This is a genomic window from Streptomyces sp. PsTaAH-124 (assembly GCF_000373685.1).
GTDB lineage: Bacteria > Actinomycetota > Actinomycetes > Streptomycetales > Streptomycetaceae > Streptomyces > Streptomyces andamanensis.
The window spans coordinates 142,382-157,894 of record NZ_KB892167.1 but is presented as its reverse complement, the minus strand read 5'-3'; the positions used below and the strand labels follow the sequence as shown (position 1 = coordinate 157,894).

The 15,513-nt window shown below is 73.7% G+C and carries 12 protein-coding genes; 7 read left to right on the top strand and 5 right to left on the bottom strand.

Annotated elements, in window-relative coordinates; all coding sequences use genetic code 11:
* Positions 1-104 precede the first annotated feature (104 nt).
* The 3 genes from B086_RS42835 (at position 105) to B086_RS0114535 (ending at position 3,484) form a co-directional block, all read left to right on the top strand.
* Positions 105-296: a DUF397 domain-containing protein gene (locus tag B086_RS42835; RefSeq protein ID WP_018567148.1), complete on the top strand. Its 192-nt coding sequence runs from the start codon at positions 105-107 to the stop codon at positions 294-296.
* A gap of 390 nt (positions 297-686) precedes the next feature.
* A complete protein-coding gene (locus tag B086_RS0114540; RefSeq protein ID WP_018567147.1) occupies positions 687-2,264 on the top strand; it encodes a sodium:solute symporter family protein in 1,578 nt (525 codons plus the stop codon).
* 92 nt (positions 2,265-2,356) lie between these two features.
* Positions 2,357-3,484, top strand: coding sequence for an ADP-ribosylglycohydrolase family protein (locus B086_RS0114535; RefSeq protein WP_018567146.1), 1,128 nt, complete (start codon positions 2,357-2,359; stop codon positions 3,482-3,484).
* Between the two features lie 44 nt (positions 3,485-3,528).
* Here the strand turns inward: B086_RS0114535 and B086_RS0114530 are convergent, their stop codons facing one another.
* The 3 genes from B086_RS0114530 to B086_RS0114520 form a co-directional block, all read right to left on the bottom strand.
* A complete protein-coding gene (locus tag B086_RS0114530) occupies positions 3,529-4,101 on the bottom strand; it encodes a L,D-transpeptidase (protein WP_018567145.1) in 573 nt (190 codons plus the stop codon).
* An 82-nt stretch (positions 4,102-4,183) separates the two neighbouring features.
* Complete coding sequence (locus B086_RS0114525) at positions 4,184-6,769, bottom strand: bifunctional FO biosynthesis protein CofGH (protein WP_018567144.1); 2,586 nt, start codon at positions 6,767-6,769, stop codon at positions 4,184-4,186.
* A 75-nt stretch (positions 6,770-6,844) separates the two neighbouring features.
* Positions 6,845-7,357, bottom strand: coding sequence for a PadR family transcriptional regulator (locus B086_RS0114520; RefSeq protein WP_018567143.1), 513 nt, complete (start codon positions 7,355-7,357; stop codon positions 6,845-6,847).
* A gap of 108 nt (positions 7,358-7,465) precedes the next feature.
* Here B086_RS0114520 and B086_RS0114515 point away from each other — a divergent pair, with 108 nt between their 5' ends.
* The 4 genes from B086_RS0114515 to B086_RS0114500 all read left to right on the top strand — a co-directional run bounded on the left by B086_RS0114515 (position 7,466) and on the right by B086_RS0114500 (position 12,038).
* A complete protein-coding gene (locus tag B086_RS0114515) occupies positions 7,466-8,035 on the top strand; it encodes a hypothetical protein (protein WP_018567142.1) in 570 nt (189 codons plus the stop codon).
* Positions 8,036-8,115: 80 nt separating this feature from the next.
* On the top strand, positions 8,116-8,520 hold the full coding sequence (locus tag B086_RS0114510; RefSeq protein ID WP_018567141.1) for a nitroreductase/quinone reductase family protein: 405 nt from the start codon (positions 8,116-8,118) through the stop codon (positions 8,518-8,520).
* Positions 8,521-8,696: 176 nt separating this feature from the next.
* The gene (locus B086_RS0114505; protein ID WP_018567140.1) at positions 8,697-11,636 is read left to right on the top strand and encodes an AfsR/SARP family transcriptional regulator; all 2,940 of its coding nucleotides are present in this window, start codon (positions 8,697-8,699) and stop codon (positions 11,634-11,636) included.
* A 216-nt stretch (positions 11,637-11,852) separates the two neighbouring features.
* Complete coding sequence (locus B086_RS0114500; protein ID WP_018567139.1) at positions 11,853-12,038, top strand: hypothetical protein; 186 nt, start codon at positions 11,853-11,855, stop codon at positions 12,036-12,038.
* A 75-nt stretch (positions 12,039-12,113) separates the two neighbouring features.
* Here the strand turns inward: B086_RS0114500 and B086_RS0114495 are convergent, their stop codons facing one another.
* Both B086_RS0114495 and B086_RS0114490 read right to left on the bottom strand, forming a co-directional pair.
* A complete protein-coding gene (locus tag B086_RS0114495; RefSeq protein ID WP_018567138.1) occupies positions 12,114-14,480 on the bottom strand; it encodes a serine/threonine-protein kinase in 2,367 nt (788 codons plus the stop codon).
* A gap of 234 nt (positions 14,481-14,714) precedes the next feature.
* Entirely contained in the window at positions 14,715-15,443 is a 729-nt protein-coding gene (locus B086_RS0114490) for a VOC family protein (protein ID WP_037873491.1), read from the bottom strand.
* Between the last annotated feature and the right edge of the window lie 70 nt (positions 15,444-15,513).

Genomic DNA, 15,513 nt, shown 5'->3' with positions numbered 1-15,513 from the left:
TCACGCCATCGAGCAACACCGTTGGCGCAGACCGCGCTGTGGGTTCCCCGAACGCGTCGTGCGGTGTCAGCCATTCAACCCCTCACTCGCAATCCGGAGCAGAAATGGCAATTCGTCAGGGTGCCACGGCGAAGTGGACCAAGTCCTCGTACTCCACGGGCAACGGCGCGTGCGTCGAGGTCAAGTCACCGGTCGTCGCGGCCATGGCGGTCCGGGACTCCAAGGTCCCCGGGGGCCCGGCGCTCGGCTTCCGCGCCGACACGTGGAACTCCTTCGTGGCGTCGGTCAAGTCCTGAGGCAGGGGCCTCTGCCGGGGCCCTCCCGACCCTCGCCCGGCACACCGCACCACAACTGAAGAACGCACAGCAGGCGCACGCGGCAGCCCCGTGAGCGCCGCCCGCAGAAGCCCCCTCGGCCGGTCCGCCGCCGTTGCCGAGGGGGCTTCGCCCTGCCCGGGGCGGCCCCGTCGGCACACCCCGACACCACTCCCGCATGTTCATATAGCTGAACCGAGGTCAGCAAGCAGAACCTTTTTACTCCGTCTTGACCTTCCGCTTTCTTGTCGTGCACATGCGAGCGATCCCACGATGAGCGGGCACTTCGCGGCCTTCGTCGCCCCTCCCCCGTTCAGGCGAAGTGCCCACCTGCTGAGCGGAGTTCACAAGGCGGACCCTGGAAGGGGGCACATGAACAGTCTCGACTGGGCCGTGCTCATCGGCTACTTCGGTGTGATGGTGGCGATCGGCCTCTGGTCGCACCGGCGGGTGGGCGACGTGAGCGACTTCTTCACCGCGGGCGGCCGGATGCCCTGGTGGCTGTCCGGCATCTCGCACCACATGTCGGGCTACAGCGCGGTGCTGTTCACCGGATACGCGGGCATCTCCTACACCTACGGCGTCACCTCCTTCGTCACCTGGTCGTTCCCCATCGCCCTGGGCATCGCCATCGGCTCGAAGCTGTTCGCGCCGCGCATCAACCGGATGCGCTCCCGGCTGCACGTGGCCTCGCCGCTGGAGTATCTGAAGAACCGCTACAACCTCCCCACGCAGCAGGCGCTCGCCTGGTCCGGCATGCTGCTGAAGATCGTGGACGTGGGCGCCAAGTGGGCGGCGATCGCGACCCTGCTGTCCGTCTTCACCGGGATCAGCCTCGACCAGGGCATCCTCATCACCGGGGCGATCACCGCCGTCTACTGCACGATCGGCGGCCTGTGGGCGGACGCGCTCACCGAACTGGGGCAGTTCGTCATCCAGTTGCTCGCCGGTGTCTCCATGTTCGTCGCCGTCGTCCTCAAGCTGAACGACAAGGGCATCGGCTTCCTCGGCGCCTGGGACGAGCCCGCCCTGCACGGCCACGGCAAGCCGCTGGTCGGCCCGTACGGCACGGTGTTCCTGCTGGCCTTCCTGTTCATCAAGCTCTTCGAGTACAACGGCGGCATGCTCAACCAGGCCCAGCGCTACATGGCCACGAGCAGCGCCCGCCAGGCCGAGCGCTCGGCGCGCCTGTCCGCCGCGCTGTGGCTCGTCTGGCCGGCCGTCCTCTTCTTCCCGATGTGGATGTCGCCGCTGCTGGTGCACGCGGCCAGGCCCGACGGCTCCGACTCCTACGCCCTGATGACCGAACAGCTCCTGCCGCACGGGCTGCTGGGCCTGGTCGTCGTCGGCTTCTTCTCCCACACGATGGCCATGTGCTCCTCGGACGCCAACGCGATCGCCGCCGTCTTCACCCGGGACGTGGCACCGGTGCTGTCGCGGCGGGCGCGGGCGTGGGGCACGCGCGGTGCCCTGGTGGCCGCCCGGGTGACGACCGTCGTCTTCCTCGGCCTGTCCATGGCGGTGGCGACCCAGGTCGAGTCCCCCGCCTTCAAGGACATCATCACGGTCGTCATCAAGTGGGTCGCCGGTCTCATGGGCCCGATCGCCATCCCGATGATGCTGGGCCTGCTCCGCCCCTTCCGCCGCTCCGGACCGACCGCCGCGCTCACCAGCTGGGCGCTGGGCCTGCTGGCGTTCTGGCTGGTGAACTACCCGGTGAACGCGCACGTCGACGGCGGCGTACCGCTCCAGTACCAGGTGTCGATCCCGCTCGCGGTCTCCCTGGTCCTGTACGTCGTCATCGGCTACATCCACCCGGAGGACACCCCCGAACGGCTCGCCGTCATCGAACGGGTCAACACCGACGGGGACGGCGACGGCGCCTCCTCGGCGGCGGTACCGGCCCCGGCGGGCGCGGGCGACGACGTGGTGGGCACCCCGCCGTCGTGAGGGCCGCGCCCACGGAGCACCTGAACGCACCGTTCCCGTTCGGCTACAGTGCCGAACGTCGTACGTACGGACGGTGCCGTGAGGAGGTCTGGGTGGGTACGACGTCCGGGGTGGTCTGGGGGCGTGCCGAGCAGCAGGACTTCCGCAGCAGAGTGCGGGGCACGCTGCTCGGCGTGGGGCTGGGGGACGCGCTCGGGGCCGCGGTGGACGGGCTCGGCCTCGACGCGATCCGCGCGGCGCACGGCCCCGAGGGGATCGCGGACCTGGCCCCCGCGCACGGGCGGTCCGGCGGGATCACGCACTTCACCCAGCTCACGCTGTTCACCGTGGACGGGCTGATCCGGGCGCAGGTACGCCGCGACACCGGGGCCTGGCACCCGCCGACCGACCTGCACCGCGCGTATCTGCGCTGGGCGGCCACCCAGCGGGACTGGGGACCCGACGAGCGCCGCGAGGACGACGGCTGGCTGGCCCGCGAGGAGTGGCTGTACGCCCGGCGGGAGCCGACGCGGGCGCTGCTCGGCGGGTTCGGCGACACCGTCATGGGGACCCCGGAGACGCCGAAGAACCCCGGGGAGACGGGTCCGGAGGCCGCCGCCCGGTCCGCGCCGTTCGGGCTGCTGGTCGGCTGGGAGCCCCAGTTGGTCGTGCAGCTCGCGGTGGAGTGCGCCGCGCAGAGCCACGGCCACCCCTCGGCGTGGCTGGCGGCCGGCGCGTACGCCGTGATCGTGCACGGGCTGGCCCGCGGGGACGCGCTGGACGCCGCGGTGCAGAAGGCGCTGGCGCTGCTCGCGGTGCGGCCGGGCCACGAGCCGGTGTCGGACGCCCTCCAGCACGCGCTGGGCGCGGTCCGCCAGGGCATGCCGGGCCCGGCGCGGGTGGCGGAACTGGCCGGGCGGGGCGCGGCGGAGGGCGTGCTCGCGGTCGCCGTGTACTGCGCGCTGGTCGGCGAGGACGTACGGCACGGACTGTGCCTGGCGGTGAACCAGAGCGGCCCCTCGGGCGCGGCCGGTGCCCTCACCGGCGGGCTGCTCGGCGCCCTGCACGGCGAGACGGCCCTGCCGCCCGCCTGGCTGGCCGAACTGGAGGGCCGCCCCACCCTGCTGGTCCTCGCGGACGACTTCGCGATGGAGATGACCCAGGGCCCCGCCCTGCACGGCCCCACCGGCTCGTCCCCGGGCTGGCTCGCCCGCTACCCGAGGGGGGCCGGGGCCGCGTAGGCGTACGACGCCGCCGGGGAGGCGGTGGCCGCGGGGCCGGGGCGTCAGTCGACCACGACCACCCGCGTCCCCTTCGCCGCGAAGTCCCACAGGGCCGTGCCGTCCTCCTTGCCGGTGCGGACGCCGCCCGTCTTGATGCCCTCGGCGACCGGTGGCGGCGAGGAGCCGTCGACGGCGTTGCTGAAGGCGACGAAGACGCCCGCCTTCCCGGCGAAGTACATGATGTGCTCGATCTCCACGCCGTCCGAGCCCTTCGTGGGGTCGGCGACCCGCTGGGAGATCGCGTAGGCGCCCGGGTCGGGGCTGACCGTGCCGGGCCAGACGGCGAACGTCCGGGAGGGCATGCCGCGTTCGTCCATCAGCCAGACGCGCTTCTGGCCGAGGGAGTAGACGACACGGCGGCCGGTGCCCGAGCCGGTCGGGGCCGCGGGCGGCGCGGTGTGCTTGGGGGAGGCGGCCGGCGGGTGCTTGCCCGCGGAGGCCGAGGCGCTCGGACGGGGCGCGGCGGCGACGGGGTGCGGGCCCTGGTCCGCCTGGGCGGCGAGGGCGCCGACCGCGACGACCGCCGCGACGGTGAGGCCGCTGACCCAGGCCCACGAAGGTATTCGGGCAGGCATGGGCACGCATCTCCTCGGCTACTCAGCTGTTCGGCCCCGGGAACCGTCGGCTCATCGTACTGTGGGCCGCCTCCCGCGCGGTTCAGTCCAGCACCGGCAGCAGCCGCGGCAGATGACCGTCGGAGGCGGCCGCCGCGCGCTGCCGCTCCTCGGGGACCTCGCCGTAGAGGGTGGTGCGCGGTTTCGCGGGCCGGCCGGCCGCGGCGGCGACCTCGGTCAGGTCCTTGACCGACTTGTAGGAGCCGTAGGAGGAGCCCGCCATCCGGGAGATGGTCTCCTCCATGAGGGTCCCGCCGAGGTCGTTGGCGCCGGAGCGGAGCATCTCTGCCGCGCCCTCCGTGCCCAGTTTGACCCAGCTCGTCTGGATGTTGGGGATCCAGGGGTGCAGCAGCAGCCGGGCCATCGCGGTGACCGCCCGGTTGTCGCGGACCGTGGGTCCGGGGCGGGCGATGCCGGCCAGGTAGACGGGCGCGTTGGTGTGGATGAAGGGCAGCGTCACGAACTCGGTGAACCCGCCCGTGCGCTGCTGGATCCCGGCCAGCGTGCGCAGATGGCCGAGCCAGTGGCGGGGCTGGTCGACATGGCCGTACATCATCGTCGAGGAGGAGCGGATGCCCAGCTCGTGCGCGGTGGTCACCACCTCGATCCAGGTGGCGGCGGGCAGTTTGCCCTTGGTCAGCACCCAGCGGACCTCGTCGTCCAGGATCTCCGCCGCGGTGCCCGGGATGCTGTCCAGGCCCGCCTCCTTGGCCGCCGTCAGCCACTCGCGGACCGAAAGTCCGGTGCGGGAGGCGCCGTTGACCACCTCCATCGGCGAGAAGGCGTGCACATGCATGCCCGGGACGCGTTCCTTGACCGCGCGCGCGATGTCGAAGTACGCGGTGCCGGGCAGGTCCGGGTGGATGCCGCCCTGCATGCAGACCTCCACCGCGCCCACCTCCCAGGCCTGCTGGGCGCGGTCGGCGACCTGGTCGAGGGAGAGGGTGTAGGCGTCGGCGTCGGTGCGGCGCTGGGCGAACGCGCAGAAGCGGCAGCCGGTGTAGCAGACGTTGGTGAAGTTGATGTTGCGGGTGACGATGTACGTCACGTCGTCGCCCACCGCCGATCTGCGGACGTCGTCCGCGATCCGGGTGAGGGCGTCCAGCGCGGGCCCGTCCGCGTGCAGCAGGGCCAGCGCCTCGGCGTCGGTCAGCCGCGTCGGGTCGTCGGCCGCGGTGCGCAGCGCCTGGCGTACGTCGGTGTCGATGCGCTCGGGCACCATGCCGGGTGCCGCGGCCTCGCGCAGGGCCTCCCAGTCGCCGTAGACCTCGTCGAAGTCGCCGCGCCGGTCGCCGGTGCGGCCCTCGGTGTCGACGGCGGTGTGCAGGTCGGTGCGGCCGGACGCGGTGAACGCCTCGTCGGGCTCCTGCCAGGGGCGGCCCTCGACGACGGCGTCCTCGCGGGCCAGTCCGGTGTCCGGGTCGGCGAGGGCGCCGACGTGCGGGAGCAGCCGCGGGTCGAGCCAGGGCTCGCCCCGGGTGACGAACTCCGGGTAGACGCAGAGCCGTTCGCGCAGCTCGAAGCCGGCGGCGGCGGAGCGCTCGCGCAACTGGTCGATCTGCGGCCAGGGGCGCTCGGGGTTGACGTGGTCGATGGTGAGCGGGGAGACACCGCCCCAGTCGTCGATGCCTGCCTCGATGAGGCGTTCGTACTCGCCGTCGACCAGGTTGGGCGGGGCCTGGAGGCAGGCGGCGGGGCCCATGATGTGCCGGGCGACGGCGACGGTGGCGACCAGGTCGTCCAGTTCGGCGTCGGGCATGCCGCGCATCGCCGTGTCCGGCTTGGCACGGAAGTTCTGGATGATCAGTTCCTGGATGCCGTGGTGGGCGCGGGCGATCTTGCGCAGCGCGAACAGGGACTCGGCGCGCTCCTCGTGGCTCTCGCCGATGCCGATGAGGATCCCGGAGGTGAAGGGGACGGAGGAGCGTCCGGCGTCCTCCAGGACCCGCAGCCGCACGGCGGGTTCCTTGTCCGGGGAGCCGTGGTGGGGGCCGCCGGGCTCGGACCACAGGCGGGTCGCGGTGGTCTCCAGCATCATGCCCATGGACGGGGCGACGGGCTTGAGGCGCTGGAAGTCCGTCCAGCTCATGACGCCCGGGTTGAGGTGCGGCAGCAGTCCGGTCTCCTCCAGGACGCGGACGGAGATCGCGCGGACGTAGGCGATGGTGTCGTCGTAGCCGTGCGCGTCGAGCCACTCGCGCGCCTCGGGCCAGCGGTCCTCCGGCTTGTCGCCGAGGGTGATGAGGGCTTCCTTGCAGCCGAGTGCGGCGCCCCGGCGGGCGATGTCCAGCACCTCGTCCGGCGACATGAACATCCCGTGCCCGGCCCGGCGCAGCTTGCCGGGGACGGTGACGAAGGTGCAGTAGTGGCACTTGTCCCGGCACAGCCGGGTCAGCGGGACGAAGACGCTCTTGGAGTAGGTGATGACGCCGGGCCGCCCGGCGGCGTCGAGCCCGGCGTCGCGCACCCGGGCGGCGGAGGCGACGAGGTCGCGCAGGTGTTCGCCGCGGGCCTGGAGCAGCACCGCCGCCTCGGCGACGTCGAGCGCGACACCGTCCCGCGCGCGTTTGAGGGCGCGACGCAGGGAGTTCTCGGTGGGGCCGGTTCCGGAGGTCGCGGAAGTCGTCATCCTCCGAGCATACGAGTGCGCTGATCACCGGCGCCGATCACGGCGACGGGCGCGACCGCGCCGCCCGGCCCCCGCTCACTTGATCCGGTCCGCCGCCCACTCGGCCCACTCGCGGCGCATGGCGTTGAAGCGCAGCCCGTACTCCAGGGCGATGCGGCCGTGCACGGAGAGGCTGTCGTCGCCCCAGTCGATGGAGTCGGTGAGCCGGCGCAGTTCGCCGTGCTCGCGCTCGGACATCTCGGCGAGGCCGGTGAGGTAGGCGCGGCCCTGCGCGGGGGTGAGCACGCCGAGGAAGAAGACGCGCAGCAGGATGTCGCTGCGGACGGTGCGCTGGGGCTCGGTCGCGGTGAGCCAGTGGCGCAGCTCGGCCAGTCCGCCGCCGGTGAGGGCGTACTCCTTGCGGCCCCGGGGGCCCTCGGCCGCCACCTCGATCAGTCCGGCGCCGGCGAGCTTGGTCAGTTCGGTGTAGATCTGGCTCTGGGTGGCCGGCCAGACGTTGGCCAACGAGGTCTCGAACCGCTTCAGCAGGTCGTAGCCGCTGGCGGGGCGCTCCGAGAGCAGGCCGAGCAGTGCGTGTCTGAGGCTCATGCCCCCACTGTAGCCACGACCTTCCAGGATTGACATGTCAGTCCTCGACCTTCTACTTTCGACATGTCGGAACAGAACTAAGTGCCACCGGGGAAAACGGGGAACGCCATGTCCTATCTGCGCACCTTCCTGCCATGGATCGTCTTCGCGGTGCTGCCCTCGGGGAGCTGGCAGTGGGCGGCCCTGGCCGCGCTCGTCATCGCCGTCGCGGTCATCGTCGGCCAGGTGCGCTCCGGCGCCGGCTTCGACGCGCTGATCATCGAGTCCGGCTCGGCGGTCTTCTTCGCCGTGCTGGCGGCCGTCGCCTTCGCCGACCACGACTCGGGCGTGCACACCTACTCCGCGGCGCTCTCCTCGGGCACCCTCGCCGTCATCGCCGGGGTCTCCCTGCTCATCGGCAGGCCGTTCACCCTGGGCATCGCCAAGCGCAGTACGCCGCCCGAGCTGTGGGGACTGAAGCCCTTCGTCCGGACCAACACCGTCATCACCGCCGTGTGGACCGCCGCGTTCGCCGTGACCGCCGTCGTCCTCGCCCTGCTGAGCCACGCCGGGCACGCCCACTCCGCCCTCGCCGCCGTCATCCAGATCGCCGGTTTCGCGATCCCGATGGTCTTCACCGTCCGCTACGTCGCCCATGTCCGGGCCAGGGCCCGTGCCGCCGGCCGGGCGGCCCGGTGACCGCCCCGCACCCGGCGGGCGCCCGGCACCCGGCGGGCGCCCACTCCCCGGGACGCGCCCCCGGTCTACGCTGACGCACCATGACCCGTCTGACCCGTCACAGCGACCTGAAGCACCGGATGGTCACCCGCTTCCAGCGGTACGTCGCCAACCCGGTCACCCGGCGCCTTCCGCTCCAGACCCTGCTGGAGACCACCGGACGCGTCTCCGGCCTGCCCCGCCGCACCCCCGTCGGCGGGCGCCGCACCGGCGAGTCCTTCTGGATCGTCTCCGAGTTCGGCACCCGCTCCCAGTACGTGCGCAACATCCTGGCCGACCCCGCGGTCCGGGTCCGGATCGGGGGCCGCTGGCACCACGGCACCGCGCATCTGCTGCCCGAGGACGACGCCGCGGCCCGGCTGCGCCGCCTGCCCCGGTTCAACAGCGCAGCGGTCCGCGTCTTCGGGACCGACCTGCTGACCGTCCGGGTGGACCTGGCGGACTGAGAGCGCTTGCCACCCGGGCGCGGCCCGCTCTCCGGATGCGGAGAGCATGTGTGGGCCTTGTGTCACCGGGCACCACGACCTGTGATCGCTGTCTCCCGGAGCTGACGCATCTGCCATTTAGAAGGCAAACTGACCTATCGAAGAAGGACAGTTCGGCTGGCGGCCAGGGAGCAGCGATGGACGGTGTACCCCGAGTACCTGAGCAGCGGCGTGCCGGACGGCCGGCGGCGCTGCGCTTCTGCGTACTCGGACCGGTGCGCGCCTGGCGCGGCGAGGAGCCGCTGCCCACCGGGTCGCCGCAGCAGCGCGCCCTGCTCGCCGCGCTGCTGCTGCGCGAGGGGCGCACGGCGACGGCGGCCGAGCTGATCGACGCCCTGTGGGGCGAGGAGCCGCCCTCGCAGGCGCTGGCGGCGCTGCGCACCTACGCCTCCCGGCTGCGCAAGGTCCTGGACCCCGGGGTGCTGGTCAGCGAGTCCGGCGGCTACGCCGTACGCGGCCTCGACGCGGGCGCGCTGGACCTGGCCACGGCCCAGGACCTCGGCACGGAGGCGGACAAGGCCCGCGCCGCCGGGGACCTGCACCGGGCACGGGCACTGCTGGGCCGCGCGCTGCACCTGTGGGACGGCGAGCCCCTGGCCGGGGTGCCCGGCCCGTACGCCGAGGCCCAGCGGGTGCGCCTCGAGGAGTGGCGGCTGCAACTGCTGGAGGCGCGCCTGGACATGGACCTGGAACAGGCCCGCCACGGCGAGGCCGTCTCGGAGCTGACCGCGCTCACCGCCGCCCACCCGCTGCGCGAACGCCTGCGCGAGCTGCTGATGCTCGCCCTCTACCGCAGCGGCCGGCAGGCCGAGGCGCTGGCCGTGTACGCGGACACCCGGCGGCTGCTCGCCGACGAACTGGGCGTGGACCCGCGCCCGGAGCTGCGCGAGCTCCAGCAGCGGATCCTGCGCGCCGACCCGGCCCTTGCCGAGCCCTCCGCCCCCGCGCCCGAGCCGGTGGCGGCACCGGTGCGGCCCGCTCAACTGCCCGCGACCGTGCCCGACTTCACCGGCCGCACGTCCTTCGTCACCGAGCTGAGCGACATGCTGGCCTCGGCCGAGGGCCGGGTGATGGCCGTCTCGGCGCTGGCCGGGATCGGCGGGGTCGGCAAGACGACCCTGGCCGTCCATGTGGCGCACCGGGCCCGCGCGTCCTTCCCCGACGGCCAGCTCTACGTCGACCTCCAGGGCGCGGGCCAGCGCGCGGCCGAACCGGAGACCGTCCTCGGCTCCTTCCTGCGCGCCCTGGGCACCGCCGACTCGGCGATCCCCGACTCGCTGGAGGAGCGGGCCGCCCTGTACCGCTCCGTCCTGGACGGCCGCCGGGTCCTGGTGCTGCTGGACAACGCGCGCGACGCCGCCCAGATCAGACCCCTGCTGCCGGGCACGGAGGGCTGCGCCGCGCTGGTCACCTCCCGGGTGCGGATGGTCGGCCTCGCGGGCGCCCATCTGGTCGACCTGGATGTGATGAGCCCGGAGGAGGCGCTCCAGCTCTTCGTCCGGATCGTCGGCGAGGAGCGGGTGGCGAGCGAGCGCGAGGCGGCCCTCGACGTGGTCGCCGCCTGCGGCTTCCTGCCGCTGGCCATCCGTATCGCCGCCTCCCGGCTGGCCGCCCGGCGCACCTGGACGGTCTCCGTGCTGGCCGCCAAGCTGGCCGACGAGCGGCGCCGTCTGGACGAACTCCAGGCGGGCGACCTGGCGGTGAAGGCCACCTTCGAGCTGGGCTACGGCCAGCTGGAGCCCGCCCAGGCCCGTGCCTTCCGGCTGCTGGGCCTGGCCGACGGCCCGGACATCTCCCTCGCCGCGGCGGCGGCCGTCCTCGACCTGCCCGCCGAGGACACCGAGGACCTGCTCGAAGCGCTCGTCGACACCTCCCTGCTGGAGTCCGCCGCCCCCGGCCGCTACCGCTTCCACGACCTGGTCCGGCTCTACGCCCGCGCGTGCGCCGAACGCGACGAGCAGCCGCCCGGCGAGCGGGACGCGGCGCTGTCGCGGCTGCTGGACTTCTACCTGGCCACGGCGGCGGGCGCGTACGCGCTGGAGCGGCCGGGCGACCGGCTGGTGGACCATCTGCACACCGCGCGCCACCCGGGGCTGGTCTTCGAGGACCGGCACAAGGCCCAGGACTGGCTGTACACCGAGGCGGTCTCGCTGCTGGCCTGCGTCCGCCAGTCCACCCGGCCCGCGTCCCTGGAGCGGGCCGTGGACACCCTGTGGGCGGCCGTCGACCTCGCCGAGTCGGGCACCAACTCCAAGGCGTACGAGAGCGTCGCCGCCGCGCTGCGGGACGCGGCCGAACGCGACGCCGCCCCGCGGGCCGAGGCCCGTGCCCTGATCTGCCTCGCCTACGTCCACAGCATCACCGGCCGCTTCGACCTCGCGGTGCGGGCCGCCGAGCACTCCGCGCGGCTCAGCTCCGGCACCGATCCGCTGGCCGCCTGCTGGGCGTACAACACCCTCGGCGTGATCGCGATCTACCAGAAGCGGTTCGAGGACGGCGAGAGCCTGCTCACCCGGGCCATCGAGGGGTTCCGCGCCTGCCAGGACCGCGCGGGCGAGGCCAGCGCGCTGTGCAACCTGTCGCGGATCCACCTGGACAGCGGGCGCACCCACAGCGCGGTGTCGCTGGCCCAGCAGGGCACCGACATGTACGACGACATGGGGCACGCGCTCAAGGGCGCCAACGGCCGCTACGCGCTGGGCCTTGCGCTCACCCAGAGCGGCCGGACGAGCGAGGCGGCGGCCCGGCTCCAGGAAGCGCTCACCGTCTTCCAGGACAGCCGCCAGCAACTGTGGGCGGGCATGACGCTGTTCCGGCTGGCCGAGGTCGACCTCGCCGCCCGGCGGCCCGCGCAGGCCGCGGCAGGCGCCGAACTGGCCCTCGGCGTGCTCCGGGACATCGGCGGCGACTGGCGGCGCGGGAACGTGCTCGTCGTCCTCGGCCGCGCCCTCAGCGGCATCGGGCAGACCGGCCGCGCCCAGGTCTGCTGGCAGGACGCCCTGGCGCTCTACGAGGCGTCGGGCGCGCCGGAGGCCGAGGCGGTCCGGGCACTGATCAACCCGCTCGCCGTGGCCTGAGCCCACGGCCCGCCCCCGGGCCGGGCGTTCATCGTTTGTTTATCGCCGCACGGCACTCTCGACCTGTCGTTCCGTCGCGTCGGGGGGCAGGCGGAACGGATCAGGGCCGTGCCATAGGGTGAACGGCCCCGGGCAGTCCGCCCGGAGGCCCTCGGGGGAGCCTCCGGGCGGACTGCCCGGCCAACGAACGGAATCCTTGAGACGGGGAAAGCGGACATGAGCGACGACGAGAAGAGCAACGGCAACATCCACGCCACCGGCACCAAGCCCGGCGGCGCGGTCAGCGCGAAGAACATCCACGCCACGAGCGAGCCGCTGACCACCCCGAACCCGCTCAAGGCGGACGAGGAAGCCGGCGAGGCGGGCACGGACAACATCCACGCGACGGACGAGAAGGCCTGAGCCGGGTCCGTTCGCACACACGGGGGATCGGCCGCGGCGGCGCGGAGGGGGAGCCGTCGCGGCCGACGTGTGTGTTCAGGCGGTGGTGCGGGCCGTGCCCGTGCCCTTCTCGGCGTCCAGGGCGTAGACGCAGCGGTCCTTGCTGCACGCGTAGACGACGCCGTCGCGGACCACCGGTGAGCCGGTGATCTCGCCGCCGGTCGCCAGCTTCCAGCGCAGCCGGCCGTCGTCGGCCTTGAGCGTGTAGAGCAGGTGGTCGGTGGAGCCGAAGTGGATACGGCCCTCGGCGACCGCCGGGGAGCCGACGATCTCGCCGCCGGACTGGAAGCGCCACTTGGGCGTGCCGGTCACCGCGTCCAGGGTGTAGAGCCCCTTGCCGCTGCCGACGTGCACATGCCCGGCGGCGACCAGGACCGGGTCGACGGAGGCCCGCGCCTCGGTGGCGATCCGCCAGCGGTCGCGGCCGTCGGTGGCGTCCAGGGCGTAGACGGTGCCCAGGTAGTCGGCGAGGTAGACGCCGCCGCCGGCGACCGCCGGGCCCGGCACGAAGGCGGGCGGCGAGAGGAAGACGGCGGGCGCCTCGAAGTGCCAGCGGACACGGCCGCTCGCCACGTCGACGGCGAGGACCCGGGTGCCGGCCGAGATGTAGGCGTAGCCGTCGGGTGCCGCGGTGATGCGCATCGGGACGCCGCCGCAGGAGGCCGCGTCCCCGATCGGGTAGGACCAGCGTTCCTCGCCGGTGCGGGCCTCCAGGGCGCGCAGCCGGGCGTCCTGCCAGACGTAGACGGTGCCCTCGTGCAGGGCGGGGCCCGCCTCGGGCGACTCGAAGTCGGTCTGGCAGCCGGTGATCTCCCACAGCTTCTGGCCGCCGGCGGCCTCCCACGCCTGGACGCCGCCGCCGCGGGTGCCGGTGACGACCGTGCCCCGCTCCGCCTGGATCGTGTACACCCAGGCGTCGGCCGGCAGCCGCCACAGGTCGGCGCCGTCGCGGGCGTTCAGCGCGAACAGGGTGGGGCCGTCGGAGGCGTGCACGCGGCCGTCGGCGACCGCCATGGACCAGGCGACGTCCCGGGTCTTGAAGCGGCGGCGGCCGGTGGCCACGTCCAGGGCGTGCACCTCGAAGGAGGTGACGTAGACGAGGTCGGAGGCGACGGCCGGGGTGCCCCAGACGTCGTTGGACATCCGGAAGCGCCAGGGGCGCCAGCCGGGCGCGGTCTCCGGCGGCGCGGCGGGCGCGGCCGGGACGACGGGCGCGGCGCCGGGGCGGGGCTTGGACCAGGTGGCGGCGAGGCTCGCCTCCGGCGGCGGCGCCTTCACCGCGGCGGCGCGGGCGTCGGCGACGCGCGGGCCGGGGCCGATGGGCGCGGCGGCACCGGCCAGCCGTACCGGGCCGCTGTCGGGGGCGCCGACCGGCGCGGGCAGCGCGGGCAGCGGCGGCGCCTGCGGGGCCGGGACGGCGGGGTCGTAGGAGGGCGGGGGCGGCGGGGCCATCGGGGGCCGGGCGCCGTTCGCCGGGCCGCCCGAGGTGGGCGGCGGCGGGAGCAGGCGTCCGCCGCGGCGGGACTCGATCAGGCCGACCGCCGGGGCGGGCAGCCAGGCGGAGGCGGTGCCGCTGTCGTCGGATCCTGAGCCGAAGAGGTGGGGCGCGAGCTGCGACTGGAGGTCGGCCGGGGTGGGCCGGGCCGCCAGCTCCATCTGCATGCAGGACTCGATCAGCGGGCGCAGCTCGTCCGGGAGCCCTTCGAGGTCCGGGCCGTCGCGCAGCAGCATGAAGACGGTCTCCACCGGGTTGGCGCCGTGGAAGGGCGGGTGTCCGGTGGCGGCGAAGACGAGCATGGAGCCGAGCGAGAACACATCGCTGGCGCCGGTGACGCTGCGCGAGTCCTTGGCCTGCTCGGGCGACATGTAGGCGGGCGTGCCCACGGCGACGTTCGTCATGGTCAGGCGGGTGTTGGAGACGCCGGAGGCGATACCGAAGTCGATCACCCGCGGCCCGTCCTCGACGACGAGCACATTGGACGGCTTCAGGTCGCGGTGCACGAGCCCGGCGCCGTGGATGGACTGGAGCGCCTCGGCGACGCCCGCCGCCAGCCAGCGCACCGCCTGCGCGGGCAGCGGCCCGCACTCGGTCACTATCTCCTCCAGCGACGGCGCGGGCACATAGGCGGTGGCCAGCCAGGGCACGGCGGCGCGCGGGTCGGCGTCCACCACCGCGGCCGTGTAGAAGCCGGAGACCGCCCGTGCCGCCTCCACCTCGCGGGTGAAGCGCACCCGGAAGAGCTGGTCCTCGGCCAGCTCGGTGCGGACCGTCTTGATCGCCACCCGCCGGCCGGACGCCGAGCGCGCGAGATAGACCAGTCCCATGCCGCCGGCGCCCAGCCGTCCCAGCACCTCGAACGGACCGATCCGCCGCGGATCGTGCTGCGTCAGCTGATCCACCACTTGCCTGCCACCTCCCCGTACGAGCCGCGCCACCTCCGTGTGTCCGCGGCCCCCGTGCAGCGTCTCACCACCGCACCGCCGTGGCGGCACGCACTCCGATTCTTCCTGGCCGCGGCACTGGTTGCGAACCCGCCGACGAACCGGGATGTCCTGGTGTATTTTCGGCGCGGAATGACGGTTTCCCGCCGCGCGGACGGCGTCAGGTGTCCGACCTTCACCGCCCCGCCATTATCTTCACCGCTCCATGACGGCGAAGGACGCCCCCTGGTCGTCCATGGCGACCGCGACCTTCCCGTACGACGTCTCGAAGGGCGGCACCTGGACCCGGCCGCCGAGCCGGACGACGCTGTCCAGGGCGGCTCCGGTCTCCTCGACCAGGAAGTGGACGAGGAAGTGCGGGGGCATCTCGGCCGGGAAGACGTCCGCGACCGGGGCCCGGCCGAAGTCGGGCCGGGCGCCGGGGCCGAACAGGGCCGCGTGGAAGAGGCCGCCGTAGAAGGTGTTCGCGCCCTCGGTGTCACGGGTGTAGAGCTGGACCCAGCCGAAGCTGCCCGGCCGGTGGCGGCGGCCGAAGCCCGCGTGCCGCCCCGGCTGCCACAGTCCGAACACGGCGCCCTCCGGACCGGCGGCCAGCGCCGCGGTGCCGTACGGGCCGAGCCGCCGGGGCTCGCCGAGGAGCTGGCCGCCGCCCGCCCGGATCCGCCCGGCCAGCGCCCCGAGGTCCGGGGCGGCGAAGTACACCGTCCAGACGGTGGGCATCCGGCCGTCCGACTTCGGGGTGAGCGCGGCGACGGGCTCCCCCTCCAGCAGGGCCACGACGGAGCCGCCGTACGCCTCCCTCTCCTCGAAGGTCCACCCGAAAAGCTCACCGTAGAAGCGCCGCCCCGCGGCGGTGTCGGGGAGCTGTGCGTCCACCCAGCAGGGGACGCCCTCCGTGTACGCGGATGCCCTGTTTTCGGCCATGCCGTCAAAGTAGCCGGGACTGCCGCACCGCGCAGACCAGGCACACCAGCCTCGCAGCGCCCTCGCGACC

What these genes read in the sequence shown, in the direction of transcription:
- B086_RS0114530 (WP_018567145.1), bottom strand. Translation starts at nt 4,101, where the DNA reads ATGCCTGCCCGAATACCTTCGTGGGCCTGGGTCAGCGGCCTCACCGTC.
- B086_RS0114490 (WP_037873491.1), bottom strand. Translation starts at nt 15,443, where the DNA reads ATGGCCGAAAACAGGGCATCCGCGTACACGGAGGGCGTCCCCTGCTGG.
- B086_RS42835 (WP_018567148.1), top strand. Translation starts at nt 105, where the DNA reads ATGGCAATTCGTCAGGGTGCCACGGCGAAGTGGACCAAGTCCTCGTAC.
- B086_RS0114515 (WP_018567142.1), top strand. Translation starts at nt 7,466, where the DNA reads ATGTCCTATCTGCGCACCTTCCTGCCATGGATCGTCTTCGCGGTGCTG.
- B086_RS0114510 (WP_018567141.1), top strand. Translation starts at nt 8,116, where the DNA reads ATGACCCGTCTGACCCGTCACAGCGACCTGAAGCACCGGATGGTCACC.
- B086_RS0114500 (WP_018567139.1), top strand. Translation starts at nt 11,853, where the DNA reads ATGAGCGACGACGAGAAGAGCAACGGCAACATCCACGCCACCGGCACC.
- B086_RS0114540 (WP_018567147.1), top strand. Translation starts at nt 687, where the DNA reads ATGAACAGTCTCGACTGGGCCGTGCTCATCGGCTACTTCGGTGTGATG.
- B086_RS0114525 (WP_018567144.1), bottom strand. Translation starts at nt 6,769, where the DNA reads ATGACGACTTCCGCGACCTCCGGAACCGGCCCCACCGAGAACTCCCTG.
- B086_RS0114520 (WP_018567143.1), bottom strand. Translation starts at nt 7,357, where the DNA reads ATGAGCCTCAGACACGCACTGCTCGGCCTGCTCTCGGAGCGCCCCGCC.
- B086_RS0114505 (WP_018567140.1), top strand. Translation starts at nt 8,697, where the DNA reads ATGGACGGTGTACCCCGAGTACCTGAGCAGCGGCGTGCCGGACGGCCG.